Raw genomic sequence first — 15,944 nt, forward strand, 5'->3', positions numbered from 1 at the left:
ACTTTCTTCGCGTCAGTGGTCAGCGAAGAATTTGATTATAGCCTTGTTTTTTGCCCTCGGCAACAGGCTTTATCCACCGTCCCACCGGGCGGCATGGGCATCCGTTCATCACCACCGCCGCTCAGCTCGGTAGCTTGCACGGCCGAGGACGACCCGCCGCCAAGTCTCGACCTACTCACCTTCAATGATCTGCCTCGCGCGGCGCAAGCCTGCGACCAATTGATCGACGTCCTGCTGCGTGTTGTACAGGCCGAAAGACAACCGCACCGTGGCGTCCTGACCCAAGCACTGCATCAACGGCATCGCGCAATGGTGGCCGGCGCGAATGGCAACGCCGAAGGCGTCCAGGACCGTGGCCACGTCGTGGGGGTGGAGACCTTCGAGGTTGAAGGACACGATGCCGCTGCATGGCCCCGAAGGCACAAGGAGCGTCAGGCCAGGAACGTCCCTGAGTGCGGCAACGGCATAGGTCAGCAACCGGTGTTCATGTGCCTGGATTGCCGCCAGCCCACGCCGTTCCAGATAGTCGATCGCGGCATGCAACCCGATGGCGCCGGCAATGTGTGGCGTACCGGCCTCGAAGCGGTACGGGAGCGCCGCGTATTCGGTGTTCGCCAGACTGACGCTGTGGATCATGCCGCCGCCTGCCTGCCACACAGGCATGGCGTCCAGGTATTTGCGCTTGCCATAGAGCACGCCGATGCCGGTCGGCCCATACATCTTGTGCGCCGAGAAGACGTAGAAATCGCAATCCAGGGACTGCACATCGACCTTCAGGTGGCCTGTCGCCTGGGCGCCGTCAACCAGAACGGGAATGCCGCGGGCATGGGCCACGGAAATCATCGCCTCGATCGGCGGCATGCTTCCCAGCACGTTGGAAACCTGCGTCACCGCAAACAGCTTCACCCGGGGCCCCAGCAGCCCCGGGTAAGCGGCAACGTCGAGCTGCCCATCGCTCGATACCGGGACCGCCTTGAGCGAGGCCTTCCGTTCGGCGCACACCCTCTGCCACGGGACGATGTTGGAGTGATGCTCCAGTTCGGTAATGAGAATCTCGTCCCCCGGCGCGAGCACATGCGCCGCATAAGACTGGGCAACCAGATTGATCCCCTCCGTCGCTCCTCTGACGAAGACGATTTCCTCCTCGTGCCCCGCGTTCAGCCAGTTCGCGACGCGCTGTCTCGCGGCGTCGTACAAGCGGGTGGCATTCTCGGACAGCCGATGCACGCCGCGATACACGTTGGCGTTGGCGCGGAGATAGAAATCTCGCTCAGCCTCCAACACAATCCAAGGTTTCTGCGTGGTGGCGGCATTGTCCAGATACGCCAGCCGCTGGCCATCCGGCATGTGGCTCAGTAGCGGGAAATCGAGAGCGGCGCCATCGAGCGACGAGACGGCGGCGACGGGCCGGCGATCTTTCATGAGTTGCAGCCTTGCGTGAAGTGTCCCGGGTTCCTGCGCCTGCGTGGATACGCTCACGTGTCGGCGGCCGGGGCAGTCTGGAAGTTGGCCCGCTGCAGGATGTCGAATGGAAGCAGGATCGCACCATGACGCGAAGGGAACGCACGGGCAGCGGCGAGCATCGCCAGCACTTCCCAGTCGGATGGGAACTGAACATCCTCACCTGCCAGCAGGCGGGTCAGCATCTGCCCCGCCATGTCGATTTCCTGGAAGCTGCGCCCTGGAGCCAACTGCACCATGACAGCGGTGGTGGCCATACCGAGCGTGCACGAGCGTGTGTAGTGGCCGAGTGCGGTGATCGTGTCGCCTTCGTACCTGACATCCAGCGTGACCGTGCTGCCGCAGGTGCGGCTGACGCGTGAGATGGACGCATCGGCCGGCGCCAGTCTGCGATCTGTCCGCACCTTGCGCGCCCAACCGCGAATGTCCGCGCTGTACAGCGCCTGCACATCATCGCGTGCCTGCAGCATCGTCAATCGTCCGCATCTTTCCGCATCTGCCGCCCTAGCACCGCGAGGAACAACAGCGAGAAGTGAAGACCGCGCCGCACATCTTCCTGACCGGCCACCCGCTGCAGCTCGATCGCCGAAGGAGTCGCGGAATTCTCCGCAGCGTTCTGCGCATATCGAGCAGCGTTGGTCAGAGACCAGAACGTGCCAATGCCACTCTCGAAGGCATTCATCAGCTTCTGGATCATCGCGTCGTCGAACATGTCGATCGCGTCCGAGACCAGCGAGAGCAAATCGACGACGTTGTGAAGGCGGTTGCCCTGGATCAGGGGCGCCAGCTTTTCCACCAGCGAAACCAGTCCGCGCTCCGTGGACTCGTTCAGCAAAGCGGCGATGCGCGAAGCCTGACCCTCCGGCATGTTGTCACCACCCTGAACAACAGGAGTATTAGTGTCGGGTGTCTTCATGCTCGATGACTCTCCATAGATGCCATTCGGGCCGACTGACGATCAAATAATGCCCCGCGCAACGGTCCAGTAAATGCCGCGGTTGAACGCCTTGCGCATCAATCCACCCACCTTTGTCGGCGGCGTGGGATGCACATCTTCGTCGTAGTCGTACCAGAGTGGCATGCCGGCATCGAGGCCCATCTGAGCGACCGCCTGCACCTTGCCGTCATACACGTCCACCGTCCTGCCAATGCGCAGGTCGCCGGCGATGTTGTTGACGATGACCGGACACTGGTTATGGCAGGAGCCGCCCGCCTTGCTGATCGGCAGATCGACCGTATCGCCCATCACGTAGGCATTCGGGTAGCCCTCCAGTTGAAGGGTCTGCCGATTGGTCGGCAACCAGCCTTCGTTGTCCAGGGCTTGCGACACGCCGCTTTCCAGCACGGCGTCCACCGCGCGGATCGGCGGCGTACACATCAGCAGGTCGAACGCTTCTTCCTCCCCCTCCTCGGAGCGAGCGATCTTGCGCTCCGGGTCGACCGAGGCGAGCGTGAATCCGCGCTTGTACTTGATGTTCCGGCTATCGAAGGCAACCGGAAGCACTTCGCAGACCTCCTGCTGCAGGAACAGGCAGTTGCGCAGCAACTGGGACACCGTTGGATAGGTGTACACAATCTCGACGGAATCCCGCACACCCTTGCGCTTGAGGTAGTCGTCCAGCATCAGGGTCGTCTCCACGGGCGCAATCCCGCATTGATGCGGAACATTGGGCGTCCTGGGAAAGTTGACCGTGATGAAGACCCGGCCCTTTTCGAGTTTGAGCAGTTTGTCGGCCAACCGACGCGCTGGGTCGTACTGGTAGAAATAATCCCCAGCCTCTTTCATCCCGGGAATTCGTTCGGGCGCAGGCAGGCACCCGGTCGCGACAACGATATAGTCATAGCCGATGGTCTTTGCGCTGACCGTCTTCACCTTGGAACCGGCAAAATCGAAAGACTCCACCTTGTCGAGCTGAAAATCGATTTCCGGTCGCAAGAGGCTTCTTTGTTTTCTGCGCAATTCGCCCTCGAAGAACATATCGAAGGCAACATACATGAAGGCGGGCTTGTAGTAATGCCATGGAGAGTCGGACAACATGGTCACTTTGACCTTGTGCGCGGAAACTTCGTCATAGAGTTTCGCAACGATGCTGTTGGCGGTCATCGTGCCACCGATGCCCCCGCCGACAATCAGCACGTGTTTTGTCATGGCGCCACTCCTGTCATGGACTCCTATGATTTAACCAGTATAGGTGCGGGGGCAGCGCGGCCAACGCCGCAAAAGGACCAATGCTTCCGTTTTGGAAAGGTTTGCCGTCATGCCCTCATCATGAGGCGGTCGCCGAAAAGAGTCGGTCGACACGACTGGAGTCAACGCTATGAACAACCCGGAAGAAGTGCGCGCTGCGGTGCAAGCCCAGATCATCGAGTGCCTGAACCGTTTCTACGCGATCGAGACAGGCATGTGGGGCACTCCCCTCGATGCCCTGATCATCCGTACCGTGGTCGTCGGCGAGAAACAGAAGAAGCCCTATGACCTCTCGGCACTTGCCTACACGTTGGGACTGAGTCTCACCACCGTGCACCGCAAGACCCGCCAGTTGGAGAACACAGGCTTCCTGCGGCACGAGAACGTGCGCCGATCGGTCTATCTGTACGCGACGGAAAAGACCAAGCTGGACTTGAACGAATCGTTCATCGAGATGGTGAAGACACTACAGGCGTTCTATTCCGAGCCCGATCTGCAGGAGGCCCTGCGCTGGTGCAGCACCCGGAACGGCATCCCCAAGTCCCTTGACTCAGGCAGGAGAGAAGGCGCGCCGAAGCCTCTCGAATGAATACAGCCGATGCACGCCATGCAGCAGCGACTTCCGTGAGGCAGGGAAGGATGGCCGGCGGCCGTGGGATTTTCGCGGCTTCCGCCGGAATGAAAAAAAGAGGCTTTCGCCCCTTTCTTCAATGACTTACAGACATCGATGGAAATCTGTAGAACATAGACTGGAGCGGGAGACGAGTCTCGAACTCGCGACCTCAACCTTGGCAAGGTTGCGCTCTACCAACTGAGCTACTCCCGCATGGCACCGGACACCAAGGAATCACTCACTCAATGTCCAGCGCGAAACTGGAGCGGGAGACGAGTCTCGAACTCGCGACCTCAACCTTGGCAAGGTTGCGCTCTACCAACTGAGCTACTCCCGCATTCTCATGCGTACTACCAATCCAACCACTTCTTAAAACTTCGCTGCCGGGCTGATGCCGTAGCAGCGAGAAGGAGATTATGTCCAAACCCCGATTCAGTGTCAAGCACCTGCACCGAAAATTTGTGAAGTTTTTTCTCCCTCACCGCGTAATTCCCGCGCGTTCAGGGGCTTACGCTCACATCTTGCCCGCGCCACGCTCCCGAATCTGCGGCCACGCGCGGCGCAGGTAATACAGCATCGACCACAACGTGAGAACCGCCGCCACGTAAATCAGCCACGTGCCCCAGAACCGCGAGTCGAAACGCAAGCCGTTCCACACTACCGTGCCGTTGAACAGCAACAGCGGAATCGCCACCATCTGCGCCGCCGTCTTGATCTTGCCCAACTGATGCACCGCCACGCTGCGCGACGCGCCGATCTGCGCCATCCACTCGCGCAACGCCGAAATCGTGATCTCCCGGCCAATGATGATCAACGCCACCAACGCATTGATCCGCCCCATCTGCAACAGCATCAACAGCGCCGCCGCCACCATCAGCTTGTCCGCCACCGGGTCCAGGAACGCCCCGAATGCCGACGTCTGATTCCAGCGCCGCGCCAGAAAGCCGTCGAACCAGTCGGTCAGCGCCGCCAGCACGAAAATCGCGCAAGCCACCCAGTTCATCTCTTCCGTCGACAACCAGGCCGCCGGCAAGTAATAGACGCCGACCACCAGCGGGATCAGCACGATCCGAAGCCAGGTCAGAAAGATGGGGACGTTGAAAGGCATGGCAGCATGAGTTCGGCAAACGGCAGTCGACACACGGCGCCCTCGGCAACCGTACCAGACCCGCATTGTGCCGTGTATGCCCCGCAGCGACAAGGCCGACGCACCGCCCCCGCCTGTTGACATGTGCGCCGGTGTGCCCCTATCTTGCTCGCAACCACCCGCCAATAGCGCCGATCTCGTGAAACTGCCCTGGCCCCTGCCCGCACTCCGACGACCGCTGCTGCGCCCGCACGTTCTCATCGCAGGACTCGTCGGGATCAACGGTCTGCTGCTCGTCGCCTCCGTGCTGCTGCGCGTGCCCGGCGCCGTCCTCGTCGACCTCTTCGTGCACGGCGATCTCTCCGCGCTGGAACGCATCGAACCCCACCATCCGCCGCGCCTGCTCTTCGGCCTGGACGCCATCGAGCGCATCGATTTCTTTCACCTGCCACGCGCGCTCGTCGGCGTGTCGCTCGTTGCCCTCGCCTGCGGACTCGCCATTCGCGCGCGCACCGCCTGGGCCTTCTCACTCGTCATCCTGGCGCTGGCCGCCATCATCAACTTTCATCTGAACGTCCGCCTCGATCTGACGTTCGTTCTCTCGATCGTGTGCCTCGCGCTGCTCCTCTGGTACTGGCGCGAGTTCGACCGCGCGAGCTTCGCGGCCGCCACGCTCTACACGCTCGTAGCCGCCTTCTCGCTGCTCGTCTATTCGACGTTCGGCACCCTCTATCTCGGGCACGAATTCACACCCGCCGTCACCGATCTGGCCACCGCGTTCTACTTCGCGATCGTCACCATGACGACCGTCGGTTACGGCGACATCGTGCCGTACACCACCGACGCGCGGCTCTTCACCGCGTCGGTCATCGTCTTCGGGATCAGCGTGTTCGCGACGTCGCTCACCGTCGTCATTGGCCCGCTCGTCGGCGGCAATCTCAGGAAAATTCTCGCGGGGAGGTTTGCTCACGTGATTCGCAGAGACCACTTCATCGTGGCGGGCGCTTCGCCGCTCGCCATCAACGTGCACCACGAACTCGCCAAGCGCGGGCAACCCGTCACGGTCATCATCACCACCGGCGTGGACAGCCCGTTTCCGGAAGATGCCGACGTCATCCACGGCGACGCCAGCGACAATACGGTGCTGACCCACGCCGGCATCGAACGCGCAAAAGCCGTGCTCGCACTGCGCGCCGACGATTCGGAGAACGCCTTCATCGTGCTCGCCGCCAAGGAGATCGCCCCGAACGTGCGGACGATCGCATCGGTCAACGACAGCAAGCACCTGAGCAAGCTCAAACGCGTGCAGCCGGACATGATCTTCGCGCCGCCGGTCGTCGGCGGAGAACTGCTGGCACGCACACTCTCCGGCGAGACCGTCGACAACGATACGGTGATGCGGCTCCTGTTCCACGGCGATACGTGAGCCGTGCAGTGTCTGGCTCGTCGGCCGGGCAGGCGTCAGGCGGCGTCGAGCAGACGTGGAGCGGACACCTGGCGGACGGCCGTCACATCAGTGCAGTTGGCGGTAGATCTGTTCCGCGAGCGTCGTCGAGATGCCCTCGACACTGGCCAGTTCGTCCACGCTCGCCGACGCTACCCCCTGCAGGCCACCGAAACGCATCAGCAGGCGCTGACGACGCTTCGCCCCGATCCCCTCGATTTCCTCGAGACGCGACGTCTGACGCGCCTTTGCCCGCTTGGCGCGCATGCCGGTGATCGCAAAGCGGTGCGCTTCGTCGCGAATCTGCGCAATGAGCATCAGCACGGCGCTCTCGCGGCCGAGTTCCAGCGGCGGACGCCCGTCGGCAAAAATCAGCGTCTCGAGCCCCACTTTGCGTCCTTCTCCCTTGGCGACACCAACAAGCCGGCCGATATCGATGCCAAGCTCGACGAAAACCTGACGCGCCACCTCGACCTGCCCTTTGCCGCCATCGATCAGCACCAACTGCGGGAGATTGGCCTCCACGTCCGAAACATCCGAAGCGCTCGAGACGCTCGATGGCGCATCGGGCACCTGCGTCGTCGAAGCCGATGTATCGGCACGATCGCCGCTCGCCATCTCGCGGTCGGGCAGCACCACCGTCTCGGCTTCCGCACGCGCCACATCGGCCGCGACGGACGACGGATCGGCAGCATCGTTGACGCTGTTCGCGGCGGCCTCCATCAGACGGCCGTAGCGGCGCGTCAACACCTGGCGCATCGCCGCATAGTCGTCGCCCGGCGTGATCCCCGCGATGTTGTACCGGCGGTATTCGCTCGTCTGCATCTTGTGATGATGGAACACCACGCACGACGCCTGCGTCGCTTCGCCCTGCGTATGGCTGATGTCGAAACACTCCACACGCAGCAGCGCCGGATCATCGATGTCGAGACCGATCGTCTGCACCAGTTCACGCGTGCGCGCCTGCTGGCTGCCCTGCTCTGTCAACAAACGCGTGAGTGCGAGCTGCGCCCCCTGCTGCGCCATGTCGAGCCAGGCACGACGCTGCCCCTGCGGCTGGCGCACCATCGCAATGCGACGCCCCGCCTGCTCGGACAACGCCGCGAGCAACTCGTCGCTCGGCAGCGCGTGGCTCACGATCAGCACCGGCGGCACCGACTGCCCCAGGTAGTGCTGCGCGACGAACGCCTCCAGCAGACGCGACTCCAGCGACGCCGACGGCGTATCCGACGGCATCGCCTCGGCGATATCCCCCGCGATCCTTCCGGCGCCGGCATCGGTGGCGTCCGATTCCGCGACGGACGCGTCCGAGGCCCGCATCTCGTCGTCTTCGAACTCGTCGGCAATGCCACCGTCCACACCGCGCTCCACGTGCGCCGGGAAATAAGCCTTGTCGCCCAGATGACGGCCGCCGCGCACCATCGCGAGGTTCACGCATGCGCGACCGCCGGCATAGGCCACGGCGAGGATATCGGCGTCGACGTCGCCCGCCGTCTCGACGGACTGCTGCTGGAGCACGCCGGAGAGCGCCTGCATCTGGTTGCGCACGGCCGCCGCCTGCTCGAATTTCAACGCTTCGGCATAGGCCATCATCTTGCTTTCGAGGGCGGCGAGCACTTCGCTCTGGCGTCCGGAGAGGAACGCCGCCGCGTTGTTGACGTCGCGCGCATAGTCCTCGTCCTGAATCGCACCAACACACGGCGCGCTGCATCGCTCGATCTGATGCAGCAGGCACGGACGCGTGCGGTTCGCGAAAACCGAGTCCTCGCAGGTGCGCAGCTGGAACACCTTCTGCAGGATCTGAATGCTCTCGCGCACCGCCCATGCGCTCGGGAACGGGCCGAAGTACTGCCCGCGGCGGTCCACCGAGCCACGGTAGTACGCCATGCGCGGGTATTTGTGCTGCGTGAGCTTGAGGAACGGATAGGACTTGTCGTCGCGAAACAGGATGTTGTAACGCGGATGCAGCGCCTTGATCAGATTGTTCTCAAGCAGCAGCGCCTCGGTTTCCGAGCGCGTCACGGTCGTTTCCAGCTTCGCGATGCGCGCCACCATCAGCGCAATGCGCGGTGAGAGTTGCGTCTTGTTGAAGTAGCTGGAGACACGCTTCTTGAGATTGCGCGCCTTGCCGACGTACAGCACGTTGCCCGCGGCGTCGTAGTAGCGATAGACGCCCGGCAGGTTCGGCAACTGGGCAAGCACTTTGCGGGCGTCGAACAACGGTGCGTCGTTGGCGTCGTTGGCGTCGCCCGGCTCACCGGCTTCGGAAGCGTCTGCGGCGCGCGGGCGCGGCGAGCGCTTCGTTTGCTTCGTGCGCTTTGCAGCCTTCGCGTTTTCCCCGCGCTCGGCCTCTTCTGCCTTACCGGGGGCGTCGTCGTTCGCGGTGGCGGCAGTCGCGCCGGCTTCCTCCCCTGTCATCGCATCGGCCGGCTCACCAGCGATCTGCGACGCTGCGGACGCGGCAGTGTGCGCGTCGCCCTCGCCGGCGGCGGATTTCGCTTTGCGGGACTTGCGCAGCGGCGTGACGTCGTGAGCGTCTTCGGTCATGAACTCTGAAATTCGGTGCGTCCTGCGAGCGATGCGCGCAATCGTTGGCAATCATTGCGCCACTGGCGCGACCACCGAACGCCATCATCACGCATCGCAGGGACTAAAATCCAAAGTTTAGACCAATCCGCGTCACCGCTTCTCAATGTCCCTGCCCGCCACGTCGCCTATCGCCGCATCGACCGCATCCACGGCTTCCACCGCGTCCGCCCCGCGCCCGCTGGTGCCGCGCTGCGACCTCTTCTGCACGGTCGTCGACAATTTCGGCGACATCGGGGTGTGCTGGCGCCTGGCCCGCCAACTCGTGCGCGAACATGGCTGGTCCGTACGGCTGTGGGTCGACGATCTCGCAAGCTTCCGGTATCTGCGCCCGGACATCGATCCGACGCTCGCGCGTCAGCGCTGCGACGGGGTCGACGTGCGTCGCTGGGAGGCCGAGTGGCGCGCCGCCCCGGATGACGCCGCGGACGCGAACCCGGGCATGGCCGCCGATGACAACGCCCCCGGCGACATCGTCATCGAAGCGTTCGCCTGCCATATCCCGGACGCCTACGTCACGGCGATGCACGCGCGCAAACTGGCAGGCAACCCGCCGGTCTGGATCAACCTCGAATACCTCAGCGCGGAAGACTGGGTCGAAGACTGCCACCTGATGAAATCGACGCACCCGCAATTGGGTCTCGTCAAGACGTTCTTCTTCCCCGGCTTCACCGAGCGCACGGGCGGCCTCGCGCGCGAACGCGAACTGCTCTCGCGCCGCGACGCCTTTCTGGCCTCCCCGGCGCTGCGCGATGCCTGGTGGCAACGCACGCTCGGCCTGCCCGCCGCGCCGACGGACGCGCTGGTCGTCTCCCTGTTCGCCTACGAGAACGCGGCGCTGCCTGCGTTGTTCGCGCAGTGGGCCGCCAGCGAGACGCCCATCGTCTGCCTCGTGCCCCAGGGCCGCATCGCGCCGGCCGCCGGTGCATGGTTCGGGCGCGAAGCGCTGGCGCCAGGCGAGTCGGCGAGCCGAGGGGCACTGACCGCCTATGGACTGCTGTTCGTGCCGCAAGCCGAGTTCGACACGCTCCTCTGGGCCTGCGACGTGAATTTCGTGCGCGGCGAGGACTCGTTCGTGCGGGCCCAATGGGCGGCCAAGCCGTTCGTCTGGCACATCTACCCCCAGGCCGAAAACGCCCATCACATCAAGCTGGACGCCTTTCTCGCGCGCTACCTGGGTGAGTCCCGGTCAACAACGGCCACCACGACGCCCGACGTCGAACCGCCAACGCACGCCGCCCGCGAGGCGCTGCGCACCTTCTGGCATCTCTGGAACGGGTACGCCAACACCACACCGGACTGGTCGGCGCTGGCCGCCTGCCTGCCGGAGCTCAACAGCCATGCGCGCGCCTGGGCAAACCGGCAAGTGGCCCTTCCGGACCTCGCGCGACAGTTGGCAAGCTTCGTGGAAAATCAGGTAAAATAGCTGGTTTTTCAACGCTTTGCTGCTTAACCTGCTGCCCCGGAACGTTCCGGGCGGACGCGGGAATCAAGCGGCGAATGGGCGTATGGAAGCGCTCAACAAGCGGCAAATCGCTTATTTCGTCACAGGATCTCGTTTTTTATGAAAACCGCTCAAGAACTCCGCGTCGGCAACGTCGTCATGATCGACGGCGAGCCCAATGTCGTGCTGAAGACCGAATACGTCAAGTCGGGCCGTAACTCCAGCGTCGTGAAGATGAAGTACAAGAAGCTTCTCTCCGAAGGCCGTGGCGAGTTCGCCTACAAGGCCGACGACAAGTTCGACGTCGTCGTGCTCGACAAGAAGGAAGTGACCTACTCGTACTTCGCCGACCCGATGTACGTGTTCATGGACGCCGACTACAACCAGTACGAAGTCGAAGCCGAGAACATGGGCGACGCCATCAAGTACCTGGAAGACGGCATGCAGTGCGAAGTCGTGTTCTACAACGAAAAGGCCATCTCGGTCGACCTGCCGACCTCGCTCGTGCGCGTTGTGGAATACACCGAGCCGGCCGTGAAGGGCGATACGTCGTCGGGCCGCGTGCTCAAGAACGCCAAGATCAACGATCTGCTGGAAATCCAGGTGCCGCTGTTCGTCAACACCGGCGACAAGATCGAAATCGACACGCGCACCGACGAGTACCGCAGCCGCGTCTAAGTCGCGACATAACGCCCGCACCGCCCTCGCGGCGATGCGGCGCGATACGCGCAGGCAACAAAAAAGCGCTCAATCCCTCGGGGTGAGCGCTTTTTGTTTGGCGGGTCACCGGTGTCGGCCCCTCGCTCCGTTCCGCGATCTCGCTATCTCGCTATCTCGCGGTCTCGCGGTCTCGCTCGGCCTCAGCCGCCGAACGTCTCCGCGATCAAGCGCTTCGCCGCCTGATACTCCGGCTGCGCGAGCATCTTTTCCCAGCCCTGCACCTTACCGCGTCCCTTGAGATGCTTGATGCGGCGTTGCGACACCGTGTCGGGCACCGTCTTCATCTCGTGCAGCAGCCGGTCCGCCAACTCGGGGCGGTTGCAGATCAGCACCATGTCGCATCCAGCGTCCATCGCCGCATGCGCGGCGGTCACCACGTCGCCCGCGGCGCTCGCGCCCTGCATCGACAGATCGTCGCTGAAGATCACGCCGTCGAACGCATACTTGCCACGCAGGATTTCCTTGAGCCACTTGGGCGAGAAGCCCGCCGGGTTCGGGTCGACCTGCAGATAGATCACGTGCGCCGGCATGACGGCCGACAGCGACATGCCGAGCCAGTCGTAGGGTTGCGCGTCCACCGAGAGAATTTCGTCGAGCGAGCGCTCGTCCACCGGGATCTCGTGATGCGAGTCCGCCGCGACGAAACCGTGCCCCGGGAAGTGCTTGCCGCAGTTCGCCATGCCCGCGAGCAACAGGCCGTGATTGAGGCTCTTGGCCAGCATGGCCACGACGCGCGGATCGGCGTCGAAGGCGCGGTCGCCGATCACCGTCGAAGTGCCGTAATCGAGATCGAGCACCGGCGTGAAGCTCAGATCGATGTCGCATGCGCGCAGCTCGGACGCGAGCACATAGCCCACGGCCGTCGCGACGCGCGTCGCCTTGAACACGTCTTCGTGCCAGAGCTTGCCGAGCTTGCCCATGGCCGGCAGGTGCGTGAAGCCATCCGTGCGGAATCGCTGCACGCGACCGCCCTCGTGGTCGACGGCGATCAGGATATCGTCGCGCACGTCGCGAATCTGCTTCGTGAGCGCACACAGTTGCGCACGGTCGTCGAAGTTGCGGCTGAACAGGATGACGCCCCCGGTCAACGGATGGTCGATGCGGCGGATGTCGTCCTCACTGAGGGTCAGCCCGACGACGTCCAACATCACCGGGCCCGGCCTGCGCTTCGTCATTACGTTTTCTCCGATGCAATGTTGCGTGAAGCGATCGCGAACGCGACCGCGTAGTCTTTCTCGTCCGTGATCGAAATCTCGATGGACAGCTGGCGCTCGGCCAGCCATTGCGCCAGCTCCTCCGAGACCACCACCATCGGTTTGCCCGACGGCGCGTTGAGCGTCTGCACCGCACGCCAGGTCATCGGCCAGCGCATACCCAGTCCGATCGCCTTGGAGACGGCTTCCTTCGCCGCGAAACGCGTGCACAGGTACGCCAGTCCACGAGCCTCGGAGCGATTTCGACGGGCGTGATAAACCTTGAGTTCCTCCGGCCCGAGGATGCGCTCGGCAAAGCGTCCGTTCGTGCGCGTCATCACGCCCACGACACGGCTGATCTGGAGGATATCGGTGCCCACGCCGAACACCGCCGTCGCGCCATGCGCAGGCGCGGAAACGCGGACGCCGGCGGAAGACGGCGCGGCATCGGCAGGCGCGGACGTCGGCAGATTCGGATCGGTCATGTGCGGTGACTGTACGGTAGACGTGGCGCGTATCGCGGGGGAGGGATGGCTCAGCCGCGCGCGGCCAGTCGGCTCGCGACCATGATGGCCTTCATCTCGCGCACGGCGTTCTCCCATCCCGCGAAGATCGCATGCCCGACAATGGCGTGTCCGATATTCAGTTCGGAAATGCCTTCGATGGCAGCAATCGGCTGCACGTTCTCATAGTGCAGACCGTGCCCCGCGTTGACGCGCAGTCCGAGCGAAATGCCCAGGGCCACCGCGCGTTCGATGCGAGCGAACTCGGCTTCACGCGTGGCTTCATCGTGCGCCTCGGCGTAACGGCCCGTATGCAGCTCGACCACCGGCGCCCCCATGCGGGCGGCAGCGCGAATCGGCGCCTCGTCCGGATCGATGAACAGCGACACGCGGCTGCCCGCCTCGCTCAACTGCCGCGTTGCCGCCGCCACACGGTCGTACAGGCCGACGACGTCGAGCCCGCCTTCGGTCGTCAGCTCCTGACGGCGCTCCGGCACCAGGCAGACGTCATGCGGTTTGACGCCGCACGCAATCCTCAGCATCTCTTCGGTCACGGCGCATTCCAGGTTCATGCGCGTGCGCAGTTTATCGCGCAGATTCGTCACATCGTCATCGCGAATATGACGGCGGTCTTCACGCAAGTGCAGCGTGATGACGTCCGCACCGGCCTCTTCGGCCAGCAACGCCGCCTTGATCGGATCGGGATAGGTCGTGCCGCGCGCATTGCGCACCGTCGCCACGTGATCGATGTTGACGCCCAGATCGATGGGGCTGCCGTGGAAGAAGAGGCTCATAGTTTTTGCAGGTCGAGCAGGATCTGCCGGGTATTGAGCGGAACGCCGCCCAGGTGGTGGTTGAGAAGAAAGCGCATGAGCAGCTTGCTTTGTTGCACGGTCTGCGCTCGCGAGTAATCGTCTTGCTCCATATCCAGCAGCGTTTGTCCAATCACCACCGGCCAGTCGGACGGCTCGTCGCCGCGCGCCGGTCGCACGCCCCAGTCGGGATGGAACACGTAACGGCGCTCGGCGCTCACCTTGCCGCGGGTCTGCGTGCAACGGTCGAACGCCACCGCATACCCAGTCTCGCGCAGCAGCACACGCTCGAATGCCCGCAGGATGACGCCCGCCGGCTCGCCATGCGCGAGATGGTGCAGCGTCGCGAGATAGTGCTGGAACAGCTTGTCGTGCGGATCGTCTCGCGCACAGAACTTCACGAGCAATTCGTTGAGGTAGAAGCCGGAGAGCAGCGCGTCGCCTTCGAGCGGACGCAGGCCGCCGACCCACTCGGCCTTGGTCAGCGTGCGCAGCTCGCCCTTGCCGAGCCACGCGAGCGAGAGCGGCTGAAACGTCTGCAACACACCGCGCAGCGCGGAATGCGGACGCTTCGCCCCCTTGGCGACGAGGGCAATCCGCCCATGATCGCGCGTGAGCACGTCGATGATCAGACTCGTTTCGCGATAGGGATAGCTGTGCAGCACGAAGCCCGGTTGCTCGGTCACGCGGCTTTGTTCGCGCTCGGCCGCCCGGGCGGGCGACGGTGCACGCCGCGTACGTTTGGTCGTTCCCCTGGCGGTTTCGGTGGAAGCCTCGGCCTCCTGGAAGGTCTCGGAGGCGTCGTCATCCACGGCGCGCGCGCGGGCGCTGCCCGTGCGGCGCACGGTGCGCGCTCCCGTGCGAGGTGCACGCGGCGAATTGGCCAACGTCGCCGGCGCAGCTTGCCTGTCCGCCCCGGCAGACGTCAGGTCGTCCGGCGCGGCAATCTCCTCACGTGCGGTATCGAGCTCACTCGTAGCCATACGCCCGCAGGCCGGCCTCGTTGTCGGCCCAACCGCCCTTGACCTTGATCCAGACTTCCAGATACACGCGACCGTCGAAAAGCTTCTCCATGTCGAGGCGCGCGTCGGTGGAAATCTGCTTGAGCTTCGCGCCCTTGTTGCCGATGATCATCGCCTTGTGGCTGTCGCGATCGACCAGAATCGTCGCGAAAACACGGCGCAGATTCCCTTCCTGTTCGAACTTGTCGATGATGACCGTGCTCGTGTACGGCAGCTCGTCACCCGTCCAGCGAAACACCTTTTCGCGCAGAATTTCGGCCGCGAGGAATCGCTCGCTACGGTCGGTCAGATCGTCCTCGCCGTAGATCGGTTCGCCTTCGAGCAAGTATGGGCGCAGCACGCCCAGCAGACGCTTGATGTCTTCCGGACGCTTCGCCGAGAGCGGCACCACTTCACGGAAATCGCGCGCTTCGCCTACCGTCTTCAGGAAAGGCAGCATCTCCGCCTTGTCGGCAATGCGGTCCAGCTTGTTGACGATCAGCAGCACCGGCGTGGTCTCGGGCAGCAGCTTGAGCACCTTCTCGTCGTCGGGACCGAAGTTGCCCGCTTCGATGACGAACAGCACCACGTCGACGCTGGCGAGGGTGGACGTTACCGCGCGGTTGAGCGAACGGTTGAGCGCGCTGGCGTGGCGCGTCTGGAAGCCCGGCGTGTCGACGAAGATGTACTGCGCGTCTTCCGTCGTGCAAATGCCCGTGATGCGGTGACGCGTGGTCTGCGCCTTGCGCGAGGTAATGCTGATCTTCTGACCGACGAGGGCGTTGAGCAGCGTCGACTTGCCGACATTCGGACGCCCGACGATCGCCACGGTCCCGCAGCGAAAATCCGTCTTATCGTTCATGATTGGAAACTCTCTTGAAAAGGAGCCGGC

General features: G+C 63.6%; 15 protein-coding genes and 2 tRNA genes. 4 read left to right on the plus strand and 13 right to left on the minus strand.

Annotated features, from left to right (window positions below; all coding sequences use genetic code 11):
• Window positions 1-171: 171 nt before the first annotated feature.
• From RO07_RS20905 to RO07_RS20920, 4 genes are read right to left on the minus strand one after another with little or no spacing between them, the layout of a single operon-like run.
• Window positions 172-1,422, minus strand: a complete 1,251-nt coding sequence (locus RO07_RS20905; protein WP_039405457.1) for an aminotransferase class V-fold PLP-dependent enzyme — start codon at window positions 1,420-1,422, stop codon at window positions 172-174.
• A 53-nt stretch (window positions 1,423-1,475) separates the two neighbouring features.
• On the minus strand, window positions 1,476-1,931 hold the full coding sequence (locus RO07_RS20910) for an iron-sulfur cluster assembly scaffold protein (protein ID WP_052266767.1): 456 nt from the start codon (window positions 1,929-1,931) through the stop codon (window positions 1,476-1,478).
• A gap of 2 nt (window positions 1,932-1,933) precedes the next feature.
• Window positions 1,934-2,377, minus strand: coding sequence for a helical membrane plugin domain-containing protein (locus tag RO07_RS20915; protein ID WP_218026555.1), 444 nt, complete (start codon window positions 2,375-2,377; stop codon window positions 1,934-1,936).
• 42 nt (window positions 2,378-2,419) lie between these two features.
• Window positions 2,420-3,610: an NAD(P)/FAD-dependent oxidoreductase gene (locus RO07_RS20920; protein WP_039405461.1), complete on the minus strand. Its 1,191-nt coding sequence runs from the start codon at window positions 3,608-3,610 to the stop codon at window positions 2,420-2,422.
• 169 nt (window positions 3,611-3,779) lie between these two features.
• Between RO07_RS20920 and RO07_RS20925 the strand changes: the two genes are divergently transcribed.
• Window positions 3,780-4,238, plus strand: a complete 459-nt coding sequence (locus tag RO07_RS20925) for a helix-turn-helix domain-containing protein (RefSeq protein ID WP_072637123.1) — start codon at window positions 3,780-3,782, stop codon at window positions 4,236-4,238.
• A gap of 161 nt (window positions 4,239-4,399) precedes the next feature.
• Here RO07_RS20925 and RO07_RS20930 read toward each other — a convergent pair.
• From RO07_RS20930 to pgsA, 3 genes are all read right to left on the minus strand, one after another.
• Window positions 4,400-4,475 (minus strand) — tRNA-Gly (locus RO07_RS20930).
• 48 nt (window positions 4,476-4,523) lie between these two features.
• Window positions 4,524-4,599: transfer RNA gene (locus RO07_RS20935), tRNA-Gly, on the minus strand.
• 177 nt (window positions 4,600-4,776) lie between these two features.
• The gene (pgsA, locus tag RO07_RS20940; protein WP_039405463.1) at window positions 4,777-5,370 is read right to left on the minus strand and encodes a CDP-diacylglycerol--glycerol-3-phosphate 3-phosphatidyltransferase; all 594 of its coding nucleotides are present in this window, start codon (window positions 5,368-5,370) and stop codon (window positions 4,777-4,779) included.
• 178 nt (window positions 5,371-5,548) lie between these two features.
• On the opposite strand from pgsA, the gene kch reads away from it, so the two are divergent.
• Window positions 5,549-6,775 carry a voltage-gated potassium channel protein gene (gene kch / locus RO07_RS20945; RefSeq protein WP_237171313.1) on the plus strand — a complete coding sequence of 409 codons (1,227 nt, stop codon included), beginning with the start codon at window positions 5,549-5,551 and terminating at the stop codon, window positions 6,773-6,775.
• An 87-nt stretch (window positions 6,776-6,862) separates the two neighbouring features.
• Here kch and uvrC read toward each other — a convergent pair whose 3' ends face one another.
• Window positions 6,863-9,340: an excinuclease ABC subunit UvrC gene (gene uvrC, locus RO07_RS20950; RefSeq protein WP_237171314.1), complete on the minus strand. Its 2,478-nt coding sequence runs from the start codon at window positions 9,338-9,340 to the stop codon at window positions 6,863-6,865.
• A 145-nt stretch (window positions 9,341-9,485) separates the two neighbouring features.
• Between uvrC and earP the strand changes: the two genes are divergently transcribed.
• Both earP and efp read left to right on the plus strand, forming a co-directional pair.
• Window positions 9,486-10,805: an elongation factor P maturation arginine rhamnosyltransferase EarP gene (earP, locus tag RO07_RS20955; protein ID WP_052266768.1), complete on the plus strand. Its 1,320-nt coding sequence runs from the start codon at window positions 9,486-9,488 to the stop codon at window positions 10,803-10,805.
• Between the two features lie 138 nt (window positions 10,806-10,943).
• Window positions 10,944-11,501, plus strand: a complete 558-nt coding sequence (efp, locus tag RO07_RS20960; protein ID WP_039405465.1) for an elongation factor P — start codon at window positions 10,944-10,946, stop codon at window positions 11,499-11,501.
• 182 nt (window positions 11,502-11,683) lie between these two features.
• Here efp and nagZ read toward each other — a convergent pair whose 3' ends face one another.
• From nagZ to era, 5 genes are all read right to left on the minus strand, one after another.
• A complete protein-coding gene (nagZ, locus tag RO07_RS20965) occupies window positions 11,684-12,718 on the minus strand; it encodes a beta-N-acetylhexosaminidase (protein ID WP_039405466.1) in 1,035 nt (344 codons plus the stop codon).
• The gene (acpS, locus tag RO07_RS20970) at window positions 12,718-13,074 is read right to left on the minus strand and encodes a holo-ACP synthase (RefSeq protein ID WP_237171479.1); all 357 of its coding nucleotides are present in this window, start codon (window positions 13,072-13,074) and stop codon (window positions 12,718-12,720) included. Before acpS ends, nagZ begins: the two co-directional genes overlap by 1 nt.
• A 197-nt stretch (window positions 13,075-13,271) precedes the next feature.
• Window positions 13,272-14,033: a pyridoxine 5'-phosphate synthase gene (pdxJ, locus tag RO07_RS20975; protein WP_039405468.1), complete on the minus strand. Its 762-nt coding sequence runs from the start codon at window positions 14,031-14,033 to the stop codon at window positions 13,272-13,274.
• Complete coding sequence (recO, locus tag RO07_RS20980) at window positions 14,030-15,034, minus strand: DNA repair protein RecO (RefSeq protein WP_039405470.1); 1,005 nt, start codon at window positions 15,032-15,034, stop codon at window positions 14,030-14,032. Before recO ends, pdxJ begins: the two co-directional genes overlap by 4 nt.
• Complete coding sequence (era, locus tag RO07_RS20985) at window positions 15,021-15,914, minus strand: GTPase Era (RefSeq protein ID WP_039405472.1); 894 nt, start codon at window positions 15,912-15,914, stop codon at window positions 15,021-15,023. Before era ends, recO begins: the two co-directional genes overlap by 14 nt.
• Window positions 15,915-15,944 lie beyond the last annotated feature (30 nt).

Origin of the sequence: Pandoraea pulmonicola, from assembly GCF_000815105.2 — a bacterium.
Lineage (GTDB): Bacteria > Pseudomonadota > Gammaproteobacteria > Burkholderiales > Burkholderiaceae > Pandoraea > Pandoraea pulmonicola.